The 25387-nt window shown below is 64.5% G+C and carries 22 protein-coding genes; 7 read left to right on the forward strand and 15 right to left on the reverse strand.

Annotated features, from left to right (window positions below):
* Positions 1-68 precede the first annotated feature (68 nt).
* Complete coding sequence (locus BST47_RS13590) at positions 69-473, forward strand: group III truncated hemoglobin (protein ID WP_083126043.1); 405 nt, start codon at positions 69-71, stop codon at positions 471-473.
* A gap of 7 nt (positions 474-480) precedes the next feature.
* On the opposite strand, the gene narI is transcribed toward BST47_RS13590, so the two are convergent.
* The 7 genes from narI to BST47_RS13625 all read right to left on the reverse strand — a co-directional run bounded on the left by narI (position 481) and on the right by BST47_RS13625 (position 10636).
* Complete coding sequence (gene narI, locus BST47_RS13595; RefSeq protein WP_083126174.1) at positions 481-1209, reverse strand: respiratory nitrate reductase subunit gamma; 729 nt, start codon at positions 1207-1209, stop codon at positions 481-483.
* A 2-nt stretch (positions 1210-1211) separates the two neighbouring features.
* The gene (gene narJ / locus BST47_RS13600; RefSeq protein WP_083126044.1) at positions 1212-1847 is read right to left on the reverse strand and encodes a nitrate reductase molybdenum cofactor assembly chaperone; all 636 of its coding nucleotides are present in this window, start codon (positions 1845-1847) and stop codon (positions 1212-1214) included.
* Positions 1844-3490, reverse strand: a complete 1647-nt coding sequence (gene narH / locus BST47_RS13605; protein ID WP_083126045.1) for a nitrate reductase subunit beta — start codon at positions 3488-3490, stop codon at positions 1844-1846. Before narH ends, narJ begins: the two co-directional genes overlap by 4 nt.
* Positions 3487-7173: a nitrate reductase subunit alpha gene (locus tag BST47_RS13610; RefSeq protein WP_083126046.1), complete on the reverse strand. Its 3687-nt coding sequence runs from the start codon at positions 7171-7173 to the stop codon at positions 3487-3489. Before BST47_RS13610 ends, narH begins: the two co-directional genes overlap by 4 nt.
* Positions 7170-8396 (reverse strand): nitrate/nitrite transporter, encoded by a 1227-nt coding sequence (locus BST47_RS13615; protein WP_083126047.1) that lies wholly within the window; start codon positions 8394-8396, stop codon positions 7170-7172. Before BST47_RS13615 ends, BST47_RS13610 begins: the two co-directional genes overlap by 4 nt.
* A 162-nt stretch (positions 8397-8558) precedes the next feature.
* Positions 8559-9944 carry an MFS transporter gene (locus BST47_RS13620; RefSeq protein WP_083126175.1) on the reverse strand — a complete coding sequence of 462 codons (1386 nt, stop codon included), beginning with the start codon at positions 9942-9944 and terminating at the stop codon, positions 8559-8561.
* Positions 9945-10045: 101 nt separating this feature from the next.
* On the reverse strand, positions 10046-10636 hold the full coding sequence (locus BST47_RS13625; protein WP_083126048.1) for a carboxymuconolactone decarboxylase family protein: 591 nt from the start codon (positions 10634-10636) through the stop codon (positions 10046-10048).
* A gap of 112 nt (positions 10637-10748) precedes the next feature.
* Here BST47_RS13625 and BST47_RS13630 point away from each other — a divergent pair, with 112 nt between their 5' ends.
* Positions 10749-12044 carry an amidohydrolase family protein gene (locus tag BST47_RS13630; protein ID WP_083126049.1) on the forward strand — a complete coding sequence of 432 codons (1296 nt, stop codon included), beginning with the start codon at positions 10749-10751 and terminating at the stop codon, positions 12042-12044.
* Positions 12045-12053: 9 nt separating this feature from the next.
* Here the strand turns inward: BST47_RS13630 and BST47_RS13635 are convergent, their stop codons facing one another.
* Together BST47_RS13635 and BST47_RS13640 are read right to left on the reverse strand one after the other, a co-directional pair.
* Entirely contained in the window at positions 12054-13274 is a 1221-nt protein-coding gene (locus BST47_RS13635) for a cytochrome P450 (RefSeq protein WP_083126176.1), read from the reverse strand.
* A gap of 25 nt (positions 13275-13299) precedes the next feature.
* Positions 13300-14337 (reverse strand): LLM class F420-dependent oxidoreductase, encoded by a 1038-nt coding sequence (locus BST47_RS13640; protein ID WP_083126050.1) that lies wholly within the window; start codon positions 14335-14337, stop codon positions 13300-13302.
* 86 nt (positions 14338-14423) lie between these two features.
* Between BST47_RS13640 and BST47_RS13645 the strand changes: the two genes are divergently transcribed.
* Entirely contained in the window at positions 14424-15920 is a 1497-nt protein-coding gene (locus BST47_RS13645; RefSeq protein WP_083126051.1) for an acyl-CoA carboxylase subunit beta, read from the forward strand.
* Here BST47_RS13645 and BST47_RS13650 read toward each other — a convergent pair.
* The 3 genes from BST47_RS13650 to BST47_RS13660 are packed head-to-tail and all read right to left on the reverse strand — an operon-like array spanning position 15917 to position 18419.
* Positions 15917-16996: a TIGR03857 family LLM class F420-dependent oxidoreductase gene (locus BST47_RS13650; protein ID WP_083126052.1), complete on the reverse strand. Its 1080-nt coding sequence runs from the start codon at positions 16994-16996 to the stop codon at positions 15917-15919. The genes BST47_RS13645 and BST47_RS13650 overlap by 4 nt on opposite strands.
* Complete coding sequence (locus BST47_RS13655; RefSeq protein ID WP_083126053.1) at positions 16993-17367, reverse strand: nuclear transport factor 2 family protein; 375 nt, start codon at positions 17365-17367, stop codon at positions 16993-16995. The genes BST47_RS13650 and BST47_RS13655 overlap by 4 nt, the downstream gene beginning before the upstream one ends.
* Positions 17364-18419, reverse strand: a complete 1056-nt coding sequence (locus tag BST47_RS13660; RefSeq protein ID WP_083126054.1) for a phosphotransferase — start codon at positions 18417-18419, stop codon at positions 17364-17366. Before BST47_RS13660 ends, BST47_RS13655 begins: the two co-directional genes overlap by 4 nt.
* A gap of 59 nt (positions 18420-18478) precedes the next feature.
* Between BST47_RS13660 and BST47_RS13665 the strand changes: the two genes are divergently transcribed.
* Complete coding sequence (locus BST47_RS13665) at positions 18479-19105, forward strand: TetR/AcrR family transcriptional regulator (protein WP_083126055.1); 627 nt, start codon at positions 18479-18481, stop codon at positions 19103-19105.
* On the opposite strand, the gene BST47_RS13670 is transcribed toward BST47_RS13665, so the two are convergent.
* From BST47_RS13670 to BST47_RS13680, 3 genes are all read right to left on the reverse strand, one after another.
* On the reverse strand, positions 19077-20198 hold the full coding sequence (locus BST47_RS13670) for an alpha/beta fold hydrolase (protein ID WP_083126056.1): 1122 nt from the start codon (positions 20196-20198) through the stop codon (positions 19077-19079). The two genes, BST47_RS13665 and BST47_RS13670, sit on opposite strands and share 29 nt — an antisense overlap.
* Entirely contained in the window at positions 20195-21820 is a 1626-nt protein-coding gene (locus BST47_RS13675; protein ID WP_083126057.1) for a flavin-containing monooxygenase, read from the reverse strand. The genes BST47_RS13670 and BST47_RS13675 overlap by 4 nt, the downstream gene beginning before the upstream one ends.
* 103 nt (positions 21821-21923) lie before the next feature.
* Positions 21924-22856 (reverse strand): acyl-ACP desaturase, encoded by a 933-nt coding sequence (locus tag BST47_RS13680; RefSeq protein WP_083126058.1) that lies wholly within the window; start codon positions 22854-22856, stop codon positions 21924-21926.
* Positions 22857-23148: 292 nt separating this feature from the next.
* On the opposite strand from BST47_RS13680, the gene BST47_RS13685 reads away from it, so the two are divergent.
* The 3 genes from BST47_RS13685 to BST47_RS13695 are packed head-to-tail and all read left to right on the forward strand — an operon-like array spanning position 23149 to position 25384.
* The gene (locus BST47_RS13685; RefSeq protein ID WP_083126059.1) at positions 23149-24147 is read left to right on the forward strand and encodes an aromatic ring-hydroxylating oxygenase subunit alpha; all 999 of its coding nucleotides are present in this window, start codon (positions 23149-23151) and stop codon (positions 24145-24147) included.
* Complete coding sequence (locus BST47_RS13690; RefSeq protein ID WP_083126060.1) at positions 24144-24773, forward strand: cysteine hydrolase family protein; 630 nt, start codon at positions 24144-24146, stop codon at positions 24771-24773. Before BST47_RS13685 ends, BST47_RS13690 begins: the two co-directional genes overlap by 4 nt.
* Positions 24770-25384, forward strand: a complete 615-nt coding sequence (locus tag BST47_RS13695) for a PaaI family thioesterase (protein ID WP_083126061.1) — start codon at positions 24770-24772, stop codon at positions 25382-25384. The genes BST47_RS13690 and BST47_RS13695 overlap by 4 nt, the downstream gene beginning before the upstream one ends.
* Positions 25385-25387 lie beyond the last annotated feature (3 nt).

The raw sequence follows: 25387 nt of genomic DNA on the forward strand, positions 1-25387 counted from the left end.
ACTGTCCGCGGCCTCGACATACGCTAGAGTTTATACAAATGCTCTTGTAAAAACCAGCAGAGGTCCCGATGAGTGATCTGACCAACCGCGACGACGTCGAGGTGCTGTTGCGGCGCTTCTACGGCCAGGTCTTTGCCGACGATGTCCTCGCCGAACCCTTCAGTGAGCTACGTGCACAAGGACTCGAATCACACCTGCCGGTGATGTGTGACTTCTGGGAAACCGTGCTGTTTCGCGCCGGACTCTATCGCGGTAGCGCCCTGGTGGTTCATCGCCAACTTGACCTGCGGCATCCCTTGCACGCCAAGCACTTCGCGCGCTGGCTCGCGCTGTGGGAGGCGACGGTCGACCTCATGTACGACGGGCCGGCGGCAGATCGTGCGAAGATCCAAGCAGGCAGGATCGCGAGGGCGATGCACCGCAGGCTCAGAGGTACCGACGCGCGCGAACTCGACGCATTGACAGCCGGCTGAGCAGAATTCACCAACCACGGCGAGGCCGATGCGACCCCACCAACTCCTTGCCGGCCGACACCTCACGGCTGCGGTACACGATGTAGGGCCGGAACAGGTAGCCGATCGGCGCGCTGAACACGTGCACCAACCGGGTGAACGGCCAGATGCAGAACAGCACGAGCGCGATCATCACGTGGATGTGGAAGTACAGCGGCGCCTGCACCATCAGATCGCCCCGCGGCTGCAGCACCCAGATCGAGCGGAACCACGGTGAGACCGTTTCCCGGTAATCGTGCTCGGCGCCCCCTGGTGTGGCACCGATCAGAGTGCAGCTGAGCCCGGCGACGATGGCCAGCACCAGCACCAGATACATCAGCTTGTCGTTGACGGTGGTCGCCATGAACACCGGCCCCGTGGTCCGGCGGCGATAGATCAGCAATGCGATACCGGTCAGTGTGGCGAAGCCGGCGATCGCCCCGAGAATTCCCGCCTGTAGGTGATACACGTGGTCCGTCATGATCGCCTTGGTCCAGGATTCCGGGATCACCAACCCGATGATGTGCCCGACGATGACGACCAGCATGCCGAAGTGGAACAGCGGGCTGCCGATCCGCAGCAACCTCGATTCGTAGAGCTGCGACGAGCGGGTGGTCCAACCGAACTTGTCGTAGCGGTATCGCCACCACGTGCCGACGATGACGATCGCGAGCGTCACGTAAGGCACCACATCCCAGAAGATTTCCCAACCGGACATCGTCACCGGCCTCCTTCCGACCGCCGCGGCGGTACGGTCAACTGAAATGGCTGCAGGCCAACCGCTTCGGCAGGCGGTCCGGAGCGCAGCAGCCGGCGAGCATCCCGTTCCCCGGCGGCGGGCAGCGTCGCAGCCACCGCGGCAACGGTGGGCGCGTATGGCGAGTCGGCATCGACCAGTGCCTGCCGTACGACGTCGATCGGGACGCGGTGATCGGCGAGTAGACGTCGTCCGGCTTCCGGATCGACGGTGGCGGCGAATTCCAGGACAACCGGAAGGTAATCTGGCGCTTCACCTTTCGGCGGCTGGACACCGGCGTTGCGGTAGGACTGTGCGAAAGCCAGCATCTGCGCGCCGCGGTTGCGGGTGTCCCCGGCGGTCCAGTAGGTCAGCAGCATCGTGGAACGTCGCCGCAGATCGAAGGTTTCGACGTAGTCGGCGGCCGCGTGCATCGTGTCGCGCATTCGCAGTGCCGTTACGGTCTTTCCCAGTAAGGTCGCCGCCGGACCGGTGATGTACTCGAGCAATCGGTCGACGGTGTCCAGCCTACGGACCTGTTGTTCATCGGGGTATGCCAGCAGCAGTGACGCCGCTTGCCACACCAGGCGGTCCTGCAGGGGCTGGTTTCGCCGTTTCATGACTTGCCGCCGGGGAACATGTCCGACGGCACTCCCCTACCGTCCCAATTGAGCAGGTTCACGCGCGACGGACGCTCGGCGTTAGCACCCATGCCCTCATGCGTCTGGCGTTGTTGCAGCGCGTGAAACGTCTCCACGGCAACCGGCACCGGCCCGCCGCTGGCCTCCCCGAACGGCCCTGATTCGTACATCCCCGGCCCACCCTCGAATGACAACGAACAGCCGGTTTCCTCCAGTTGCGGACCCGTCGCGACGTACGCCGTCGGAATCACATAGCGCTCTTCGTATTTCGCCAGCGCCAGCAGCCGGTACATGTCATACATCTGCTTTTCGGTCATCCCCACCGCCTCCGGAATGTGGGGCTGGGTTTCGCGGCCGAGGTTGATGTCACGCATGTAGGACCGCATCGCCGCCAACCGCCGCAGCACCGCGTCCACGACGGCGGTGTCCCCGGCGGTGAACAGTCCGGCCAGATACTCAACCGGGATGCGCAGCGCCTCCAGCGCGCCGAACAGGTTGCCGACGTCTTCACCGTCGTGCCCGTCGCGGCTGACCGCGTCGACGATCGGCGAGAGCGGCGGGATGTACCACACCATCGGCACCGTGCGGAATTCCGGATGCAACGGCAGCGCAACCTGAAACGTGTTGATCAGCGCATAGACTGGAGAGCGTTGCGCAGCCTCGATCCACTCGTCGGAGATCCCCTCAGCGCGAGCACCCGCGATCACTGTGGGATCGGTGGGGTCCAGCAGAATCCGCCGATGAGCCTCGTAAAGATCTTTCTCATCCTCGACCGATGCGGCCTCCAATACTCGGTCGACGTCGTAGAGCACCAGGCCCAGATAGCGCAACCGGCCCACACAGGTTTCGGAGCACACGGTCGGCAGGCCGACCTCGATACGCGGATAGCACATCGTGCACTTCTCGGCCTTGCCCGTCTTGTGGTTGAAATACACCTTCTTGTATGGGCAGCCCGACACGCACATCCGCCAGCCGCGGCAGCGGTCCTGGTCGACCAGCACAATGCCGTCCTCGCTGCGCTTGTACATCGCGCCCGACGGGCACGACGCCACGCACGACGGGTTCAGGCAGTGCTCACAGATCCGGGGCAGGTAGAACATGAACGTCTGTTCCAGCTGCAGCTTCACCTCCTCGCTCACCTTCGCGAGAATCGGGTCGCCCGGAACGATTTCGGGTGACCCGGCGAGGTCGTCGTCCCAGTTGGCCGACCACGACACCTTCATCGGCTTGCCACTGATCAGGCTGCGCGGGGGCGCGACCGGCATCTGCTCGCCGAGCGGCGCGGAAATCAGATTCTCGTAGTCGTAGGTCCATGGCTCGTAGTAGTCGTCGATGGAGGGCAGCTTGGGGTTGGCGAAAATCCGGGCCAACTTGGCCAGCCGGCCGCCGTCGCGCAGTCTCAGCCTGCCCCGACGGTCGCGCCGCCAGCCCCCGCGCCAACGTTCCTGATCCTCGTAGGTGCGTGGATAGCCTTGGCCGGGACGGGTTTCGACATTGTTGAACCACACGTACTCGGTGCCGGACCGGTTCGTCCACGCCTGTTTGCAGGTCACCGAGCAGGTATGGCAACCGATGCATTTGTCGAGGTTCATCACCATCGCCATCTGCGCCATGACTTTCACTGGTAGCTCACCTCCTGGGAGCGACGGCGCACTACCGTCACTTCGTCACGCTGGTTTCCGGTCGGACCGAGGTAGTTGAACGCAAACGAATGCTGCGCGTAGCCTCCGGCGAGATGGCTCGGTTTGATCAGCAGCCGGGTCAGAGAATTGTGGATCCCGCCGCGCGTTCCGGTGGTTTCGGTCAGCGGCACGTCGATCGTGCGCTCCATCGCGTGGTACACGAAGACCACGCCATCTGGCATCCGGTGGCTGACGGCCGCGCGGCAGACCACCACGCCGTTGCGGTTGACGGCCTCGACCCAATCATTGTCGCGGACTTGGATTTTTGCCGCATCGGCCGGACTCATCCACATCACCGGCCCACCCCGGGATAACGACAACATGAACAGGTTGTCCTGGTATTCGGAGTGGATGGACCACTTCGAATGAGGGGTCAGGTAGCGCACTGTCAGCCCCACACCGTCACCGGTGCCCACCGCGGGTTCACCGAATAACCGCGACATGTCCAGCGGCGGCCGATACGTCGGTAGTTGCTCGCCCAACTCCTCGAGCCAGTCATGGTCGACGTAGAAGTGCATCCGGCCGGTCAGGGTGTGAAACGGTTTGAGCTCTTCGATGTTCACCGTAAACGGTGCGTAGCGGCGGCCACCTGTCTCGCTGCCTGACCACTCCGGGCTGGTGATGACCGGCACCGGTCGGGCCTGTGTGTCGGCGTAGGTGATACGGCGTTCTTCGCTGCCCTCGGCCAAATGCACCATTTTGCGACCGGTCCGGTGCTCCAGCTGCCGGAACCCCTCGACCGCGAGCCTGCCGTTGGACGTGCCCGACAAGGCGAGGATCACGTCGGCCATCCGCTCGGCCGACGTCATGGCCGGACGACCCTGGGCCGCACCCGAATCCATCACACCGAATTTGGCCGCCAGTTCGCCGACTTCGATGGTCGGGCGGGTGGTGATGCCCTTGGTGGTGACGCCGAGGGTGTCGACGAGGGGACCCAGCGTCACCCACTTCTCACCGATCGCGGCGTAATCGCGTTCCACCACGGCAATCGGACCCATGGTCTTGCCGGGAACCGGTGTCTCGCCGCTGACGCGCCAGTCATGTTCCACGCCAGCCGGATACGCCATCGCCCCGGGTGTGTCGTGCTGCAACGTGCCCAGCACCACGTCAGTGCGTGTGCCGAGGTGGTTGGCGGCCAGTGCGCTGAACGTCCTGGCGATCGCACCGAACGCCTCGTAGTCCGAACGCGTTTCCCACGGCGGGTCAATGGCCGGGCTGAAAGCGTGGATATACGGATGCATGTCGGTGCTGGACAGGTCCGCCTTCTCGTACCAGGTGGCGGCCGGCAGCACGACATCGGACAGCAGAGTCGTCGACGTCATCCGGAAGTCGATCGACATCAACAGGTCGAGCTTGCCTTCCGGAATCTCGTCGGTGTACACGATGTCGCGCGCGCGCACGTCGGCCGGCTGGCCCTGCAGGTTAGAAGTGGTGCCGAGCAGATGGCGCAGGAAGTATTCGTTGCCCTTGCTCGACGAACCGAGCAGGTTGGCCCGCCAGACGTTCAGCACCCGTGGCCAGTTCGCCGGATTATCCGGATCTGTGACGGCCAATTTCAGTGCGCCGCTTGCCAGTTGTTCTGCGACATAGTTCGGGATGTCCGAGGTGGTGCGCCCGGCGGCCAGCGCATCATCGGCGACATCCAGGCTGGACCGGTCGAACTGCGGGAAGAACGGACTCCACCCCATTGCGGTGGCCGAGGCCAGCACTTCCATGGTGTGCTTGCCCGCGAACCGGCCCCTGCCGAGCGGGCTGGCCAGCGCGTCAGCGCGATATCCGTCATAGCGCCACTGATCGGTGTGGGCATACCAGTACGACGTGCCGGTCATCTGCCGCGGCGGACGCGACCAGTCGGTGCCCATCGCCAGTGTTGCCCACCCGGTGATCGGCCGACATTTCTCCTGCCCGACGTAATGCGCCCAGCCGCCGCCGTTGCGGCCCATCGACCCGGTGAGCAACAGTAGCGCCAGCACGGCGCGGTAGGTGGCGTCGCCGTGGAACCACTGGCAGATGCCGGCCCCCATGATGATCATCGACCGGCCGTTGGTGTCCTCGGCGTTGCGTGCGAACTCCTTGGCCACCCGGATAGCTTGGGCGGCAGCGACTCCGGTGATCGGTTCCTGCCAAGCCGGCGTGTAGGGATGCTCGGCGTCGTCGTAGCCGGTGGGCCAGTCTCCGGGCAGCCCGACCCGGGCTACCCCGTACTGCGCGAGCATCAAGTCGAACACAGTGCATACCAGGTGGTCCCCGACGCGGCGCACCGGAACTCCGCGCTCCAGCGTCGCGCCGTGACCGTCGACGGTGTCGAAGCAAGGCAACTTGATGGCGGCGACCTCACCGTCGTCGGTCGCCACCGTCAGCGCAGGTACCAGGGCCTCGAGATCGAGATTCCACTGGCCCACTCCCCCGTCCCCGAAACGGAACCCCAGCGACCCTTGCGGCACCGCTACCGTTCCGGTCGCGCCGTCCAGCAGGGCCGGTTTGAACGCTGAGTTCTCGACGTCTTGTCCGAGATCGGCGGCGGTGAGGTTCTTTCCGGGCACCAGCGTCCCGTTTCGTTCCTCCAGCTTGATCAGGAACGGCAGATCGGTGAACTTACGCGCATAGTCGACAAAGTACGGAACACGTCGGCGGACAAAGCATTCGGACAGGATCACGTGGCCCATCGCCATCGCGAGGGCGCCGTCGGTGCCTGCCGCACACGGCATCCACTCGTCGGCGAACTTGGTGTTGTCGGCGTAGTCCGGGCTGACGCTGACGACCTTGGTGCCGCGATAGCGCACCTCGGCCATCCAGTGCGCGTCCGGGGTTCGGGTGACGGGGACGTTGGAACCCCACATCATCAAATAGGCGGCGTCCCACCAATCGCCGGACTCCGGTACGTCGGTCTGATCGCCGAACACCTGCGGTGAGGCCACCGGCAGATCGGCGTACCAGTCGTAGAAGGAGGTCATTGCTCCGCCGATCAGCTCGACGAACCGGGACCCCGCGGCGTGGCTCACCATCGACATGGCCGGGATGGGCGAGAAGCCGGCGACCCGGTCGGGGCCGTAGGTCTTGATCGTGTGCACGTGGGCGGCGGCGATCATCTCTGTCGCCTCGGTCCACGTCACCCGCACCAGCCCGCCTTTACCGCGGGCCCGCTGGTATCGGCGGCGTCGCTCGGGGTCGGCCTGGATGTCCGCCCACGCCAGAACCGGGTCATGAAGTCGCGCTTTGGCTTCGCGGTACATCTCGACGAGGACGCCGCGGGCATAGGGGTAGCGCACCCGCGTCGGCGAATAGGTGTACCAGGAGAAAGCCGCACCGCGCGGACAGCCACGGGGTTCGTACTCGGGACGGTCGGACCCCACCGAGGGGTAGTCGGTTTCCTGGGTCTCCCAGGTGATGATGCCGTCCTTGACGTAGATCTTCCACGAACACGAACCGGTGCAGTTCACTCCGTGCGTGGAGCGCACCACCTTGTCGTGACTCCAGCGGTCGCGGTAGAAAGCGTCGCCCTCGCGTCCTCCGCGACGCGTGACGGAGCGCAGGTCGTCGGAGAACTCGCCTGGCGTGAAGAAGCGCCCGCTGCGTTCGAGCAGTTCCTCGATCGGGCCGCCGGTGCGCGGTGTAGTCGTCATGTCCCGCCCTTGCTGGGTTGAGCCTCCGGTTCGTGCGCGTGCAGTCGCAGCGCGGTATAGGCGAGGGCGAACAGGGCGGTGGCCACCAAGAGCAGCAGGCCGACGCTGTAGTCGTTGTCGGTCGCGTCGTAGGTTGCACCCATCACCAGCGGCGGGAAATAGCCGCCGAGACCGCCTGCCGCGGCGACGATTCCTGTGACTGCACCCACCGACTGGGCGGGCGCCCGGCGTGCCACCCATGCGAAGACGCCGCCGGTGCCGATCCCGAGGAAGATCGCCAGGGTGATGAACGTCGCCGCGGACCACACGTCCGCAGGCGGCTGGAAAACCGCGACGAACGCCATCGCCGCCGTCCCCGCGAAAGACGTCAGCACCACGTACTTCGGTGGGATCCGGTCGGCCAGCGCTCCGCCGACCGGTCGGGCCAGCACGGCGGCCAGCGCGAAACCTGCCGTACGCGCGCCTGCGTCGACCGCTGTGAACCCGTAGATCGTCTTGATGTAGGTGGGCAGGTAATTGCTGAATGCGACGAAGCCGCCGAACACCACCGCATAGAGGAACGACATCTCCCACGTGACGGGTAACTTCGCAGCGGCAACCAGCTTGGGCACCACAGGCCCGGTGTTGGGGGTGAACATCGGCGAGTTCCGCATGACCAGGACACAGGCTGCCGCGGTCAACGCGAGCGCGACCGCGACGATCACATGGGTGGTGAGCAGACCGAACCACCGTACGAATCGCGGTGTGAAGAACGCCGAAAGCGCGGTGCCGACCATTCCCATCCCAAAGACGCCGGTGGCGAAGCCGCGTCGCGAAGCCTCGAACCAACTGTTCGCGAACGGGATGCCGACGGCGAATATCGTTCCGGCGATCCCCAGGAAGAAGCCACAGACGAGTAACAAAGGGTAGGACCCCGCCGCCCCGGCGGCACCGACCGCGAGCACGGGGACGATCGATGCGACGGACACGGCGATGAACATCGTGCGGCCGCCGAACCTGTCGGTGAGCGATCCGATGACGATGCGGCCCAGCGACCCGACGAGGATCGGTGTCGCAACGAGCATCGACGCCTCAGTACTGCTCAACGACAGGTCGCCCGCGTAGGTGGTGGAAAGGGGCCCGATCATGTTCCAGGCCCAGAAGTTGATCGCCGAGACCCACGTAGCCAGGACCAGGTTGACAGTTCTGCCGGTGCCGGTGTCCGGCGTGGCCGCCGTATTCACATCCCCAGACAACCACCCGGCCGCGAATGGAGTGTGGCTTTCGCGGAAACGATTGCGGTAAAAGCGGAGTCACGGCCGCCGCACGCAAACCGCCCACAGGCGTTCACCCCAGCGAGTTAGGTGACCCTGACCATTTTGCTGGTATGTCGGGCCGTGCCGGCATCAGGGAGTGATGACCGTTCCGGGATCTGGTTGGGCCGAATCCAGCGAGGTGTCCTTGGTCTCGTGCATGACGAGAATCGCAATGAAGCTCAGGCATGCCGCGACGAACAGATACAGGCCCACCCAGCCGACACCGTAGGACGTCGCCAGCCAGGTGGCGATGAACGGTGCCACCGCGGCACCGAGGATGCTGGCGACGTTGTAGGAGATTCCCGAACCCGTGTAGCGGACGTTCGTCGGGAACAACTCTGGCAGAACCGCGCTCATCGGCCCGAAAGTGAACCCCATCAACGTCATTCCGATGATCAAGAAGATCAGCATGGTGTTTTCGGAGGTGTTACCCGATCCGAGCATCGGGGCGAACAGCGCACCGTACGCCATGATGCCGATCGTGACGACCAGCAGCGAGCGCCTGCGGCCGAACCGGTCGGAGACCAGTCCCGAAAGTGGCAGCGTCGCCGCGAAGAACAGCACCGCGATCAGTTGCAGTTGCAGGAAGTCGACGTAGGCGAACCCGAGTCCCTTACCGTCGGGTGGCCGCTTTCCGGTACCGAAGCTCAGCGCCCACGTCGTCACGATGTAGAAGATCGTGTACGTCGCCAACATCACAAAGGTGCCGATGATCAGCTGACGCCAGCTGGTCCGAAACACTTCGGTCAGCGGCGTTTTCACCTTTTCACCGCGCGCGACGGCGCGGGTGAACACCGGCGTCTCGATGAGGCGCAACCGCACATACAGACCGATGGCCACCATCACCGCGCTCAGCAGGAACGGAACTCGCCAGCCCCAGGTGAGGAACGCCCCGTCGGGATCGGGGTTCAGATTACTGTGTCCGAGCCACAGCAGCAGTCCTACGAAAAGGCTGTTGGCCAACAGGAATCCGAACGGGGCTCCGAGCTGTGGCCACATCGCCGCCCATCCCCGCCTACCGGGTTCTGCGGTCTCGGTGGCGAGTAGCGCCGCCCCGCTCCACTCACCGCCGAGGGCCAAACCCTGCGAGAAGCGCATGATTGCCAGCAGCGCCGGAGCGATGACGCCCACCTGGGAGTAGGTCGGTAGCAACCCGATGACAAAGGTCGCGATCCCCATCACCAGCAGGGAGGCGACGAGGGTGGCCTTGCGGCCCACCCGGTCGCCGAAATGGCCGAACAGGACCGAGCCCACCGGGCGGGCCACGAAGGCGAGACCGAAGGTGGCCAGCGAAGCCAGCAGCGCCGTCGTCGAATCACCCTTGGGAAAGAACAGATGCGGGAACACCGAGACCGCGGCGGTGGCATAGATATAGAAGTCGTAGAACTCGATCGTGGTACCCACCATCGAGGCGATCACGATCCGGCGACGCGGAACTCCGCCGACCAGATCTGTGTCTGCGCTCCCTGAGTTCATCTCGCGCCTCTCTGCCATAGCAAAGGCACATCATGCCAGCGCCGATCATACTTTGCGGGCCGTACGCCTAGATAGGTTCGCAAGCCGCTGACCTGCGGCAACTAGCCGGACGCGACGACGCCGTCGGAATCCCACGGCGCCAGAGGCGAATCCGATGTTTCACGGAAAGCATCGGGCACATCATCGGTGACGCTCCACGTCGCCGCCAGCCGGCCCATTCCGACCATATAGGCGCAGTGCACGCCGAGTTCGACGAGTTCATCTTCGGTGAAGTGCCTGCGCAGATCGTCGTAGGCCGTCTCGTCGATCGCCAGATGGTTGGTGGCGAACAGGTCTGCGTAGCGCAGCGCGCTGCGCTCGGCGTCAGTGAGGTCGTCGGCGTCGGCCGGCCGCTCGAGCGAGCACACCAGGTCCTCGGTGAGACCGTCGTCGATCGCACTCTGATAGCGCACCGACATACAGCTGCGGCACTGGTTGTGGAACGCGATGCGCAGCCGCACCAGTTCGACGAGCCGCGGGGGCAGCGTCCCGGTCGAGGTGAGCGCCGCCTTCAGCGATCCGAGCGCACCCGCCACCTCCGGCCGATGCCCGAGGATCGACGCGACTCCGATGTTGATGCGGTCGCCCTGACCGAGGTCGTCCACCGGGATCGCAGCGAATGCCGCGGAAGGGGCAATTCGGGACTTTGACACTCTGAATCACCTCACATCTGCCGTAGGTTAGCGCTGGGAAACACCGTAACGCGTCGACCGGGACAGCTAAACTGTTGGTCATACGGTAAGCAACTACAGAGGGGCCGCCGCCGTGAACAAGGACGACATGATCCTGATCAGCGTCGACGATCACATCGTCGAACCACCGGACATGTTCAAAAATCACCTGGCCAAGAAATACCTCGACGAGGCGCCACGGCTGGTGCACAACCCCGACGGGTCAGACACCTGGCAGTTCCGCGATGTGGTCATCCCCAACGTCGCGCTCAACGCGGTGGCGGGCCGGCCCAAGGAGGAGTACGGGCTCGAGCCGCAGGGTCTCGACGAGATAAGGCCCGGCTGCTGGCAGGTCGACGAGCGGGTCAAGGACATGAACGCCGGCGGCATCCTCGGTTCCATCTGCTTCCCCACCTTCTGTGGTTTCGCCGGCCGATTGTTCGCCACCGAGGATCCCGAGTTCAGCCTGGCGCTGGTACAGGCATACAACGACTGGCACGTCGACGAGTGGTGCGGCGCCTATCCGGCCCGGTTCATCCCGATGACGCTGCCGGTCATCTGGGACGCCGAAGCCTGTGCCACAGAAATCCGCCGCAACGCCGAGCGCGGCGTCCACGCACTCACCTTCAGTGAAAACCCCGCCGCGATGGGCTATCCGTCGTTCCACGACGACTACTGGACGCCGATGTGGGAGGCCCTTGTCGACACCGACACCGTGATGAACGTGCACATCGGCTCATCGGGGAAGCTCGCCATCACCGCGGCCGATGCCCCGATGGACGTGATGATCACACTTCAGCCCATGAACATCGTGCAGGCCGCTGCGGACCTTCTGTGGTCCAAGCCGATCAAGAAATATCCCGGTCTCAAGATCGCTCTGAGCGAGGGCGGCACCGGGTGGATCCCCTACTTCCTGGACCGCGCCGATCGTACCTATGAGATGCACTCCACCTGGACGGGCCAGGACTTCGGCAAGCAGAAGCCTTCCGAGGTGTTCCGCGACCACTTCTTGACCTGCTTCATCTCCGATCCGGTCGGCGTGGCATTGCGCAACCAGATCGGTATCGACAACATCTGCTGGGAAGCCGACTACCCGCACAGCGACTCGATGTGGCCCGGTGCTCCGGAGCAACTCGACGAGGTCCTCAAGGAGCATCACGCCACCGACGTCGAGATCAACAAGATGACCTACGAGAATGCCATGCGCTGGTACAACTTCGACCCGTTCAGTCACATCTCCAAGGAGCAGGCGACGGTCGGCGCCCTGCGCAAGGCGGCGGAAGGCCACGATGTCTCCATCCAGGCACTGTCGCACCACAAGAAGGACTCGAGCCTGGGCGCGACGACGTTGCAGGACCAGCTGGACCGGGCGACCGCGCAGCAGAAGTGAGCGCTCAGATCATTTGAGCGAGTAGCGGATCGGCAGGTGTTTGGGACCGCCGACGAAGACCGTCGCGGTGTACGCCGGATCGCCGGTCAGTTCGATCGAGTCCAGCCGGGGTACCAGCTCGGAGAAGAAGCTGTTGACCTCCATTCGGGCCAGCGCCGCGCCCAGACAGAAGTGCACGCCGTAGCCGAATGCGTTGTGCTTGTTCGGCTCACGTCCCACGTCGAATGTGAACGGTTCGTCGAACACGTCTTCGTCGCGATTCGACGAGACATATGACAGCAGTACCGACTCCCCCGCCGCGATCGGAACGCCCCGCACCTCGGTGTCTTGCTGCGCGGTGCGCATGAACTCCTTGACGGGCGTAACCCAGCGGATCATTTCCTCGGTGGCCAACGGCATGAGATCCATGTTGGCGCGTAGGCGCTGCAACTGATCTGGATGGTCGATCAGCGCGTGAAGTCCGCCTGAGATCACTGCGCTGGTGGTGTCGTGTCCCGCGGTCGCGATGATCAGGTAGTAGGACACGGTGTCGATGTCGGACAGCGGTTCACCGTCGATCGTGGCGTTCGCGATCGCCGAGGCCAGATCCTCGGTTGGCGTCGCGCGCCGCGCCGCGGTCAATTCGTTGAAGTAGGCAAACATCTCGAGCAGCACGCCCATGGATTCCTCGATGGACGAACTACGCTGCATCTCCTCGTCGTCGGTTCCGAACAGCTCCTGTGTGTACTTCAGCATCTGCGGAAAGTCGGATTCGGGAATGCCGAGCATCGACATGATCACGTAGAGCGGATAGTTCACCGCGACCTCTTGGACGAAATCGCATTCCGGTCCCGCCGCAACCATCTGGTCGACGTAGCGTTTGGCCAGCTCGTCGATGCGCACCTTCAGCCCACGCATGGCTTTCGGCCGGAACCAGTCGGCTCCGATGGCTCGAATGGCGCGGTGCTCCGGATCATCTTGGTGAATCAGGGTTTTGACACCGATTGCAGCCTGCTGATCATCGCCGGCGGCGGTCGTCAGCACCGGACGCGGCGAGTTGGTGAACAACATGTTCGCCCGCTCGATCGCCATGATGTCGGCGTGCTTGGTGATCGCCCAGAACGGCCGGTAGTCCGGTACGTCCACCCACGACACAGGAGCGTTCGCGCGCAGGTGCGTCAGTGCGGCGTGCAGCTTGGTCTCATCGGTGTACGCCTGCGGGGTCGCGAACACCTTCGCGGCTTCATCCATGATCCGGGTGGCCATAGCCGGTTCCTCACTGTGCAGTCGGCGCGCGCAGCTCTGTCAATACCGCCGAGATTGTTGATTCCGAAGTCGTACGGGGAAAGCCCACCATGACGCGGTCGATCAGGCCGTCGCAGCGGTCGCGAATCTTAGCCGCCAGCTTGTCGATTGGCGCCACGACCGCGAACGTATCGAGAATCTCGTCGTCGATCAGGGCACCCATACCGTCCCAGTCGCCCTCCAGCGAAAGGCCGTGCAACTCGTCGTGCAACGCTCCCCAGCCGTGCAGATCGAGCACCTTCTTGTACGCGGGTGTCGAACCGTAGAAGGCTATCTGCTTGCGGGTGCCCGCGGCGGCGTCGTCCAACTCGGACTCGTCGGAACCGGTGACGACGAACAGCGGAGCCGACACCTGGAAGTCGTCACGCGCCCGGCCAGACTTGGCCATCCCCCGCATCAGCGCGGGAGTGGTCACCTCTTCGAAGTACCGCTTGGTCGTAAAGGCGTGCGCGAGAATCCCGTCGGCGACTTCGCCCGTCATCTCCGTCATCGCCTCACCCACTGCGGCGATGAACACCTTCGGGACGCCGTACTGGTGCGGCTCCGGCACGAACATCGGCGTCATGATCTTGTGTGTGTAGAAGTCGCCCTCGAACCGCAACTTCGAGCCGTCGTGCCAGCACGCCCAGATCTCGCGCAACGCCAGCACGAACTCCCGCATCCGCGGCACCGGCCGACTCCACGGCATGGAAAAGCGCTTCTCGATGTGCGGCTGGATCTGCGAGCCGAGACCGAGGTTGAGCCGGCCCCTGGAGTACTCCTGCAGATCCCAGCCGACGTTGGCGACGGTCATCGGGTTCCGCGCGAACGCGACAGCGATGCTGGTGCCCAGTTCGATCGTCTCGGTGTGCTCGGCGGCGAGCGTCAGCGGCAGGAACGGGTCATGGTTGACCTCGGCGGTCCAGCAGCCGTCATAGCCCCGCCGTTCCAGGGTCACCGCCGCGTCGACCACGGCATGGAGCTGGCTGAACACGCCGCCGTCGACCTTGAGGCCGGCGCCGCTACCCATGCCCGCAGACGCTACAGTAAGCAATTCAGTATGGTCAACGTGAACATGCCGGTGCGACGATCGCCTTTCAACGACAGGAAGAGCGCATGACGAACGAGCAGGGTTGGAAGGAGACGCTCGAAGACCTCGATCTTCGGCGTGAGCGCTCGCGCGCGATGGGTGGCCCGGAGCGGTTGGCCAAACATCACGGCAAGGGCAAGCTCGACGCCCGTGCGCGACTGGACCATCTTCTCGACAAAGGCAGCTTCCGGGAGTTCGGCACGCTGGTGGGCGGTGAGATCGCGGCCGACGGGATTGTGGCCGGTTCGGGCCTCATCAATGGCTCGCCGGTGATGGTCGGCGCGGAGGACTTCACCACGTTGGCGGGCAGCATCGGCCCCGGCGGTAATGCGAAGCGCTATCGACTTGCGGAGTTGGCGCTGCGGGATCGGATCCCGTTGGTGATGCTTCTGGAGGGCGCGGGCTTCCGGCCCAGCGGCGAGCACTATGGCCGCACCCCAACCGATCTGCTCGCGCAGGCGCAATGTTCCGGCAAGGTGCCGATGGTCGGAGGGCTGCTGGGCCCGTCGGCGGGCCATGGTGCGCTGGTGGCGCCGGTGTGCGACTGGACCATCATGAGCAACCAGGGCGCGATCTTCACCGCGGGCCCGCCGGTCGTGAAAGAGTCGACGGGCGAGGACATTTCGAAAGAAGATCTGGGAGGGCCGTCGGTGGCGCTCGCCAGCGGGGTGATCCACAACCTTGCCGAGGACGATGAGGCGGTCCTCGACGATATTCGTCGTTATCTGTCGTACTTCCCGTCGAGCGCGTGGTCGTATCCGGCGTCTCTGCCCGAGGATGAGGCGAGCGAACCGCGCTCGACGCCGGAACTGCTCGACATCGTCCCGCGCGGCAACCGGCGCGTCTACGACATGCGTGCCGTCCTCGACGTGGTGTTCGACGACCGCGGCTGGTTCGAGGTGCAGCCGAAATTCGGGCAGGCGATGATATGTGCGTTGGCCCATCTCGGCGGTCATCCCGTCGCCGTCGTGGCCAATCAGCCCAAGGTGATCGCCGGATCGATCGACGCCGACGCCGCCGACAAGGCAGCGCATTTCATCAATGTCGCCGACTCTTTCCACCTGCCCATCGTGTTCCTCGCGGACAATCCGGGAATGTTGCCGGGCAGCCGATCGGAGAAGAGCGGCGTGCTGCGCAGCGGTGCCCGGATGTTCGCCGCCCAGACCGCGGCCACCACGCTGAAGCTACATGTAACCCTGCGCAAGGCATACGGATTCGGGTCGATGGTGATGTCGCTGCTGGGCTTCGACCACCAGAGCGCCACGTTCGCCTATCCGGGTGCGACGATGGGCGCAATGAGCGCGGCCGCCCTCAGCAAGGCCTCCCACGCCGCCGAGGATATGGAAGCCAAGCTGCGCAAGGCGGAGGTCGAGGCGTCGTTCCGCTCGGCCGGCCACCTCGGGTTCGACGACCTCATCAGCCCGGAGGAGACGCGCAATGCGTTGCTGTCGGCGCTGCGGCGCGGGCTCTACAGCAGGCAGGCGGCGGCAGAACCGGTGAGCCGCACCGTCATCACGCCCTAAGTTACGGCGATTTGTGCGCGGTATTCGTCGACGATGGGCTCGAGTTCGTCGGGTGTCGCTCCGTGCATGATCACCGCGTCGGCGCCGTAATCGAACTCTTTCCGTATGCGGTCCACACACTGTGCCGCCGAGCCCGTCGCCGAGGGCTCGAGCCACTCGTCGGGGATGAGCGTGGCGATGTGCTCGATCTGCTCGGCAGTCGCCTTGTGGTCGATGCCGCCGCCGATGGACTGCACCACCTCGTCGTCCCTGAAGCGTTGCAGCACTGAGAGATCCCAGCCGTTCGTGTTGAGCAGAAGTTCGCCGTACCCCTGTAGATACGTCGCCAGCCGCGCCACCGTCTTCTTCAGCCGGAGTTCCTCGGGCAGATGGTCACCGACGGTCGCGAAGCACGACCACACCCTTACGTCGTCGGGGTTGCGGCCCGCCTGCTCCGCGGCGTCTTTGACGGTCTTCACCGCGCGCTGCAGGGTTTCGGGTGTGAAGTAAGTGTGCAGGATGACGTCGTCGAACTCGCGCCCGCCCAGCGCCAACGTCTTGGGGCCGAACGCGACGATCGCCAGCCGGATGTCCTCGTTGAAGTCCGGGTCCAGGAACAGCAACTGATACTTCCCGATCGGCCCGTCATGGTTGAAGATGAGCTCACCGTGCCAGAGCCTGCGCATGACCTGAGCGAAGTCCTCCATCTGCGCGGTCGTGACAGCCGGCACTCCGAAGGCGCCGTACATCGCTGCGATACCGCGGCCGATCCCCAGTGTGAAGCGGCCTTTCGACAGCCGGTGCATGGTGGTCGCGTATGAACCGGTGATCAGCGGGTGGCGGGTGTTGTGATTCGTCGCGGCGGTGGCGATCTGCATCCGGTCGGTGACCGCAAGGGCGGCGCCGGTCAATGACGAGGCTTCCTTGACGTTCCACCGCTCGGAGATGAACCCCGTGCCGAAGCCCAGTTCCTCACCACGGCGCGCTTCGTCCATCAGCCCCGCCGGTCCCTCACCGCCCGCGCCGGCGAGAAGGTAGTAACCCAGCTCATCGAGCACGCGTTCGCTCGCCGCCGGCTCGGCCGGTAATCCAGTCACTGCCAAACTCCTTGCTTGTAGCCGCAATTCCACACTTCGACGATCCGACCGTCGACCACCCGGAATATCTCCATACTGCCGACGTCGGTCTTGGTGCCGTCCTTCAGTTCCATCGGCGACTGGTAGACGATGGCGACGTGCTCGCCGTCGTCGCCCGCCACCACCAGGTTGAGGTCGAAACGAATCGTCTCGAACATGGCCCAGTGGTCCACGATGCGCGCAACCGCCTGCTCGTGAGTCAGAGTTGTCGACTCTCCGACATCATGGCGAATCACGCTGTCCCCCATTAGTTCCTCAGCAAGGTCGAACCTGCGTTCGTTCCAGACGACGAGGTTGTACAACTCCACTACTTCGCGCGCCGTACGAGTCACTTGAACACCTCCAGTGCGTCGATTTCGTCGATGGCGGCGACCGCACGATCGGTGAGTGTGAGGCAGAGGCGGCGCGACCGTTCCGGCACGATATCCCAGGTCAGTAGTGCGACGACGGGCATCAATGTCAGGTACACCGCAGCGGTCCGGTAGTCGCGCCACGCGGCGTCGTATCCGTAGTCGACTCCCCTGTCGGCCAGATGGCCCAGATACTCACGGAGCAGGGCCTCGTCCTGACCGGTACGCTCCTGAATCGGCAATCCCTGGGTGAGCAGGTAGGCCACGTCGGCGACACCGGACCCGCGGGCCGCGAATTGGAAGTCCACCACTTTGAGTGCGTCACCGTCGAAGAACAGATTGTCGGCTCGGATGTCACCATGTATCAGCATGTCGTGTTCGGTCAACGCGGAAAGCGCTGCCGGGGCGCGATCCGAAAAGGTCTCGAAGAACTCGGCGAGCCCTGGCGGCACAGCACTATCGCGCTTCTCGAGGTACAACTGCCATCCGTAGCCGAAGGCCGGCACCATAGCTTCGCGGATCATCGGATTGTCCATACTCGGAAACTGCTGCAGCACATCTCTGTTGTCCCGGTGCGAGGACCACGCGTGCAATCCCGCCAAAGACTCGAGACACGTTCGCGCTCGGTCCATCGACAGCCCTGCCAGATGGTCCGCGTTGTCCCAGCAGGCGAGATCCTCGAGCAACAGCACGAAGTCGACACCATTGTCGGCGATCCGCGCGACGTGCATGTCGGGGGTTCTCATCGGCGCCCGACCGGCGATGTCCCGGTAGAAGGCGACCTCCCTGCGGTAACCACCCATCAGATCCATCGCACCACGGGCTTCGGAGAGCGCGGGGAGTTTCGCGATCAACGTCGGCGGGACGTTGTCTCCGGTCAGGGTCAGGCGGTAAAGCAGTGACGAGAAACCGCTGTCCATCGCGATCTGTTCGGCCCGAACGCCCGTCACGTCGGAGCCGAGCGCATTGGTCAACCACTGCGGTGTCACGGCGTCGATTCCCAATGGGACGTCGGTCGCACCCGCACTCTTCACTGAGTTCCTCTGTCACTTACTTGACGAGACGCAACTAACATAGTTGTCGATCGTCTAATATGCAATGCGTGCCGTCTCCCACTCGTGGCCTGACACAGCCGGAACGAGTCGAGATCTCCAGTCGGCGGCTGGTCGAGGCAGCCGCCGAGTTGATCGTCGAAAAGGGCTGGGAGGCAACGACCGCCGCTGAAATTGGCCGCCGAGCGGGTTACAGCAGGGCCATGGTCCACGCTAGGTACGGCAGTAAGGACGCGATTCTCGACGCCTTCTTTCTGCACGACTACGTCAAGCAGCTCAGTCCGGACGCCGACCCCGATGCCACGGGCCTGCAGGAGGCGGTCGGCCACTTCGACCGGGTTCGACGACTGTTCTCCGAAGATCAGGCGTTCTTGCGCGCAATGTTTGTCGCCACGTTCGAGGGCGTCAAGAGCACTTCGCCATTGCGCGAGCGCGTCCAGCGTTGGCTCCAGCGTGGCGTCGATAAAGTCGAGGCCGGGTTGCGACGCGGGGTCGACGACGGGTCGGTTCGTGATGACGTCGACATCAACCGTGCGACAAGCGATCTCAGCGCAGCAATTTTCGGCGCCGCGTACCTGTGGACCCTGCTTGGCGATGGTTACGATCTCGATCGCGAGTTGGCGTACGTCCGCGACCGGTTCATTCGCGAGTACGGCTCGACTCGCTGACTCCGCGGAGAAACCGCTCCGAGGCCTGCTGGACTCCACCTGCGAACAGATGTCCGACGTGGCTTCCCGGGTGCCAGTACAACTCGCCACCCCACCGCGCGTGCAGCTGCTGAGCGGGTTCGCGCATCGCCATCCGGTCGTGCCAGGCGCCCACGATGAGCCTGCGCGACGGGGGCGGAGTCGGCTCGACATCCAGGTGGTCGACGACGGAGGCGGCCGCGGCCACGTTATCGGACTGCAGCAGCTCGATCGTGTCGCGCACCGACGGCCCCCACCGGCCGAGGTGCGCAGCGATCATTCCGTTGAGCCCGGAGATCGGCGTGTAAACCGCTACCCCGTCAACCTTTTCGAGATGTGCGACCAGCGCAGCTACTGGACTTCCCATGGACACCCCGGACACCGCGATCGCACTGGATCGGGGGCCCAACCACCGGACCAGCGCGCGGACCTCGGATACCACCCGCATCATGCCCGCGACATTGTTCAGCGGATCCATGTCGGGATAGGTCGGCCACGCGTCACGGCGGGCACCGTGGCCGGGCTGCACCGGTAGCGCGATGTTGAAGCCCAACTTCTCCTGGAGTCGACGCGCGCGCGAGAACAACATGTCGATCGGCTGCCCCTGACCCGCACCGTGCACCCACACGAGCCAGGGACGCTTGTCGTCGCCGGTCCGACAAAGATGAACCACAGCGGTAGCGGGACCTCCGAACCCCTCGGACAGCAGCGCCTGCGCAAGCTGCGGATCGTGGTCGAACCTCATCTGTTCGTAGATCAGCCGTCCGATTCGGCGCCGGCGAACCGACTTGACCTGCAACGGTTCCGGATCCGCGTTGGCCTCTGCCACGCTGCGTCCGGACAACTCCTGCGCCGCGGCGGCACAGGCGCCGATCGTGCGTTCCAGTTTGGGCGGCGGAGCGGTCAAGGTCATGCCGGACAGCGCGAGTTCGTCCAGCACCACCTCACCGAGTTGACGGGCTCCACGCTGCGACAACGGCTTCCAGTCCGTCGAGCTCGAAACCGCCGCGTGTGCCCTGGGCACCACGCCGGCGAAATCGCGGCCGATGAGCCGGGCGCGCTCGGATGCCCTCATGCGAGCTTGAAACCCGAGTAGCCCGCATCCGCGATCTCGTCGCACCGCCTCCGGTACTCCGGGATTCCGGCGGTGTAGCCCATGTACATCCGCTTCTTCCCGGGGACGTTGCCGCCGTTGTACCAGGAGTTGCACGACGGATCGACCAGGACCGTCGGCGCTACGAGCGCTGTGGTGTGCTCGATCCATTCACGCTGCGCGTCCGGCAATGCCTCGATCGTGCGGTAGCCGTTGTCACGCAGATATCCGATGCAGTCGCCGATCCACTCGACGTGCTGCTCGAGTGCCGCGACGAAATTGGTTGCCGCCGAGGGACTTCCGGGCGCCTGCACGATGAACAGGTTCGGGAAACCCGCGACGGCGATGCCGAGATAGGTGTACGGTCCCTCGCACGCCCAGAAGTCCGCCAGCGACAACCTGTCGCGGCCCCGGACATTGATCCGGGTGAGCGCTCCCGTCATCGCGTCGAACCCGGTGGCGTAGACGATGACATCGAGGTCGCGGTGTCCCTGCTCGGTGCGGATACCCGTCGGCGTGATCTCCACGATCGGCCCCTTGCGCAGGTCGACCAGCGTCACGTTGCCGCGGTTGAATGTCTCGTAGTAGCCCTGGTCGATGATCGGTCGCTTGCACCCGAAGGGGTGGCTCGGCGTCAGCGAGGCAGCGGTCTCGGGATCCTTGACGATGCGGGCGACCGCCTCGCCGTAGAGCTTCGCGGCCGTCCGGTTGGCCTCGATGTCGAAGAAGACGTCACCCCAACTGAGCGCGCCCATCACGCCGCTTTCCTCGATGGCACGCAGCTGGTCCTGCCGCGAGGCCGACTTCAACGGCGGCTTGGCCATCATGTCGAACAACACCGAGAACGCGCTCAGCCGAGCTGCCCCGACCGCGTGTTCCCTTTGTGCGGCACGGATCTCGGCGTAGTTGGCCTTCAGCTCGTCGAGCTCCCCGTCGTCGAACGGACGCACTTCCCACGGCAGCGTGTAGGCCGGTGAGCGCTGAAACACCGTGAGGTGTTCGGCCTGCTTGGCGACCACGGGGATCAGCTGAACGCCCGTCGAGCCGGTGCCGATGACGCCGACCCGCTTACCCGATAAGTCGAAGCCGCCCTTCGGCCAGTGACCGGTGAACAACGACGCCCCGGTGAACGTGTCCATTCCCGGAAAGTCGGGGTCCAGCGGCACCGACAGGATGCCCGATGCGGCCACCACGAACGCGGCGACCAACGATTCACCGGCCTCGGTTTCGACCAGCCATTCGGCCGCCGCCTCGTCGAAGGTCATCGCGACGACCTTGGTGTTGAAGCGGATATCGCGGCGCAGGTCGAGTTTGTCGGCCACGAAGTGGAGGTAGGCCTCGATTTCCGGCTGGGCAGGCATGGTCTCCGACCACACCCACTCCTGCTGGATCTCGTCGGAAAAGCTGTAGGAATACTCGATGCTCTCGATGTCGCATCGAGCACCGGGATACCGGTTGAACAGCCACGTCCCACCGACGTCCTCGGCGGCCTCGAGCACGCGCGTCCGCACGCCGAGTTCGCGCAACCGATGCAGTGCGTACAAGCCGGAGAATCCGGCGCCGATGACGATCACATCGAATCGGGAAGGGCTGGGCTTGGTCACGTGTCGGCACCTCGTGTTCGCTCCGACGGGAGATACTGTAACGATTACAGTATCAGGCGCGAGCAGCGTCGGTGACGCAGATGCTGGCGACTAGCGCGTGAGGTCAGCCGCCGGCAGGCGCTCCTGCGCCCGCGAGCCGCTCCTGGCGCCGCCGCTCGTAGTGACTGGCCCTGTCCTCGACGAGATCCAGGAAGGCCGCCATCTCATCCCGTGCACGCGCCCCTTCGCCGTCGATATCGTCGCGTTCGAACACGCGCCAGAACCGCAAGCCCGGCCGTACGACGTCGTCCAGATGTGAACGCAGGTCGTAGATGCCCGCCTTGGCGATCACCAGTGCGTTGTCCGCGAATCCGGGCATGGCGCTGCCGGGCATCTGGAAGTGGATGACCTCGTGGGCGATCGCCTTCATCGTCTCGTTGGGCGCGATGTCGAAGGCGGCGTCGACCAGGTTTCGGTAGAAGACCATGTGCAGGTTCTCATCGGTAGCCACTCGGGTTAGGAGTTGTTCTGCCAGAGGGCAGCCCGAGGCCTTGCCGGTGTTGCGATGGCTGATCCGCGTCGCGAGTTCCTGGAACGACACGTAGGCCAAGGCCTCCAGCATCGACTTGTCACCCGAGTCGTAACCGGCCTTCATATGGATCATGCGGCCTTCCTCGAGCGCCACCGGATCGACGCCGCGGGTGACGATGAGGTAGTCGCGGATCGCGATGCTGTGCCGCGCTTCCTCAGCGGTCCACTGGCCCACCCACTGCCCCCACGCCCCGTCGGGCCCGAAGCGCACCGCGATCTCGCGGTGATACGACGGCAGGTTGTCCTCGGTGAGCAGATTGACGACCATGGCCGCCTTGGCGACGTCGTCGAGTGGTGAATCCTCCGGGACCCAGTCCTCACCGCCCAGAAACGCGAAGTCACGACCACGGCTCCACGGCACGTAGTCGTGCGGATTCCATGGCTTCGCCGAGGCCAGGTGGCGGTTCAGGTTGCTCTCCACCACTGGTTCCAACTCGGTGAGAAGTGCACTTTGGGTTGTCGTCATCAAGACTCTCCAATACCTACGGCTGCGTAACCTACGCTACCGTAGGTCGACGGAAATGCAAGTGCCGGGCATCGGCGGGGACCCCCGATACCCAGACAGCGCGGCGTGAGTTCAAATCCCCTAGCCGACAGCTTGTTTCGGGCCGCGTGTAACCGCGCGGCGCGAACAAGACCGAGATCTCGCCGTGCCGTTACACACGGCGCACGCCCCCAGCGCATTCCACGCCGCGAACTGTCGAAACCTCTACTGTAATATCTTCCGTTGGCTACGCTTTGCCGTCAGAGGAGGCGACGTGAAGGTCCCGTTCACCTGGAAGGTCACCGGCTGGTTCATGGTGGGCTGGTCGGCCGAATTCCCGCAGGGCGAGGTCCGTCCCCTCCGATACTTCGGCGAGGATCTTGTCGCTTATCGCGACCACTTCGGCGAACTCCATGTGATGCAGGCGCACTGCAGACACCTCGGCGCGCACATCGGCCACGGCGGCAAGGTCGTCGGCGACTGCGTGGAGTGCCCGTTTCATGGCTGGCGATGGGGTCCCGACGGGACCAACCGCTACATCCCCTATCAACCGGACCGACCCAACCGCGCGCTCAAGCTTCGCGTGTACCCCGTCAACGAGCAGCACGGCTGCGTCTTCGTCTGGCATCAACCTCAGGGCAAGGAGCCGCAGTGGGCGATGCCGGACATCTTCGCTTCGTTCCCGCAGTTCGAGACCGACCCGTCGGCGTATTACCGCCCCTACCCGGAGTTTTCACGCCGTGCCGAGAACGAGCCGGTCCACCCGCAGATTGTGGCCGAGAACGGCCCGGACAGCTCACACTTCCACTACGTGCACGGCGCGACGGTGACACCGGTGAACCTGGAGTGGAAGATCGTCGGCGAGCAGTGGCAGTTCCTCACCGGCTGGCCGGATGCCCGCAGCGACGACCCGAACAAGATGGCGCTGCACATCCATAGCCATATGTTCGGGCTGGGAGGCGCGATCAGCGTGTTCGAGGGACAGTCGAATCACCGGCTGATCTTCGCGGTCACCCCCGTGGAGGACGGGCTGTCGACGATGTTCTACTCGGTCTGGTGGCCGAAGCTGAACGGTGAGACCTCCGACATCCCGCCCGCCGAGGTGCGCGAGCGCGTCGAGAAGCAGTTCATGGGCACGGTCTGGGAGGACCTGGACATCTGGCGCTACCAGGAGTACATCGAGAATCCGCCGCTGGCGAGAATCGACGCGAAACCCTATATGGCGCTGAGGAAGTGGGCACAGCAGTTTTACGAGGTGCCTGCATCTGTATGAGAATCGACCTCGCCGAACTCGCCGCGCCCGCGCATACGGCGATCGTCACCCAGGAATGCCAGGGCGCGGTCGTCGGACCGAACGCCGGACTGGCCGCCCTCGCACACGAAGCCCGTCGTGAGGCGCTGCCGAACATCGAACGGCTGCTGCCCGCAGCGCGGGACGCCGGCGTCAAGGTCGTGCATTGTCTCGTGCAACGCCGGCCCGACGGTCTCGGCGGCAATCACAACGCGAAGATCTTCGCGATCGGCGACGGCTCGGGCGGCGAGATCGCCATCACCCCGGGCACGCCGGGTGCCGAGCTGCTGCCCGAACTCGGCCCGGCATCAACCGATCTCGTGTTGCGCCGGTGGCACGGTATCGGTCCGATGGGCGGCACCGACCTCGACGCCGTGCTGCGAAACCTGGGTGTCACGACGATCGTCGCCGTCGGCGTCTCGGTGAACCTGGCCATCACCAATCTCTGTATGGACGCCGTGAACAAGGCCTATCGCGTCGTCCTGCCACGCGACGCCGTCGCCGGCATCCCCACCGACTACGCGAACACGGTCATCGACAACATGCTGTCCCTGCTCGCGACCCTCACCACCACCGACAAACTGATCGAGGTATGGAAGCAGCTGTGACCGACACCGACCACCAGAGCACGGCCTTCCCCGAGATCAAACCCGTCGACACAGGTCCAGAGTTGGGCCGTTTCATGACCGCCATGCGGCGACTGCAGGACATCGTCGTATCGACCGATCCGGACCAGGATCTGTGGGCCGACGCCGCCGGCCAGATCGAAGAACTGTGCGCGCGCCTGGAAGTCCACCGCGCACCGCAGGGTGTCGCCCCCGCCGGTCGCGGGCCCCATCTCCCGGGCCTCGGGCATCCGTTGATGCCGCCGTGGACGATGACCGAGTTCGGACCCGACGGGGTCGTCATGGAGGGCCACTTCAGCCGCTTCCACGTCGGCGGTAACAACGCCGTGCACGGTGGCGTCATACCGCTGTTCTACGACTGGCATTTCGGGATGATCGTCTCCGCGGCGGACCGGGCCAACAGTCGCACCGCGTATTTGCACGTCGACTACCGCAAGATCACGCCGATTGACCAACCGCTTGTGTCTCACGGTCGGATAGATTCGATCGAAGGGCGGAAGGCCTTCGTCACCGCGACGATGACAGACTCTGATGGCAATGTCCTCAGTGAAGCCAACGGCCTGATGCTCCGCCTGCTCCCACACCAGCCATGAGAG

The organism is Mycolicibacterium tusciae (assembly GCF_002086795.1).
GTDB lineage: Bacteria > Actinomycetota > Actinomycetes > Mycobacteriales > Mycobacteriaceae > Mycobacterium > Mycobacterium tusciae.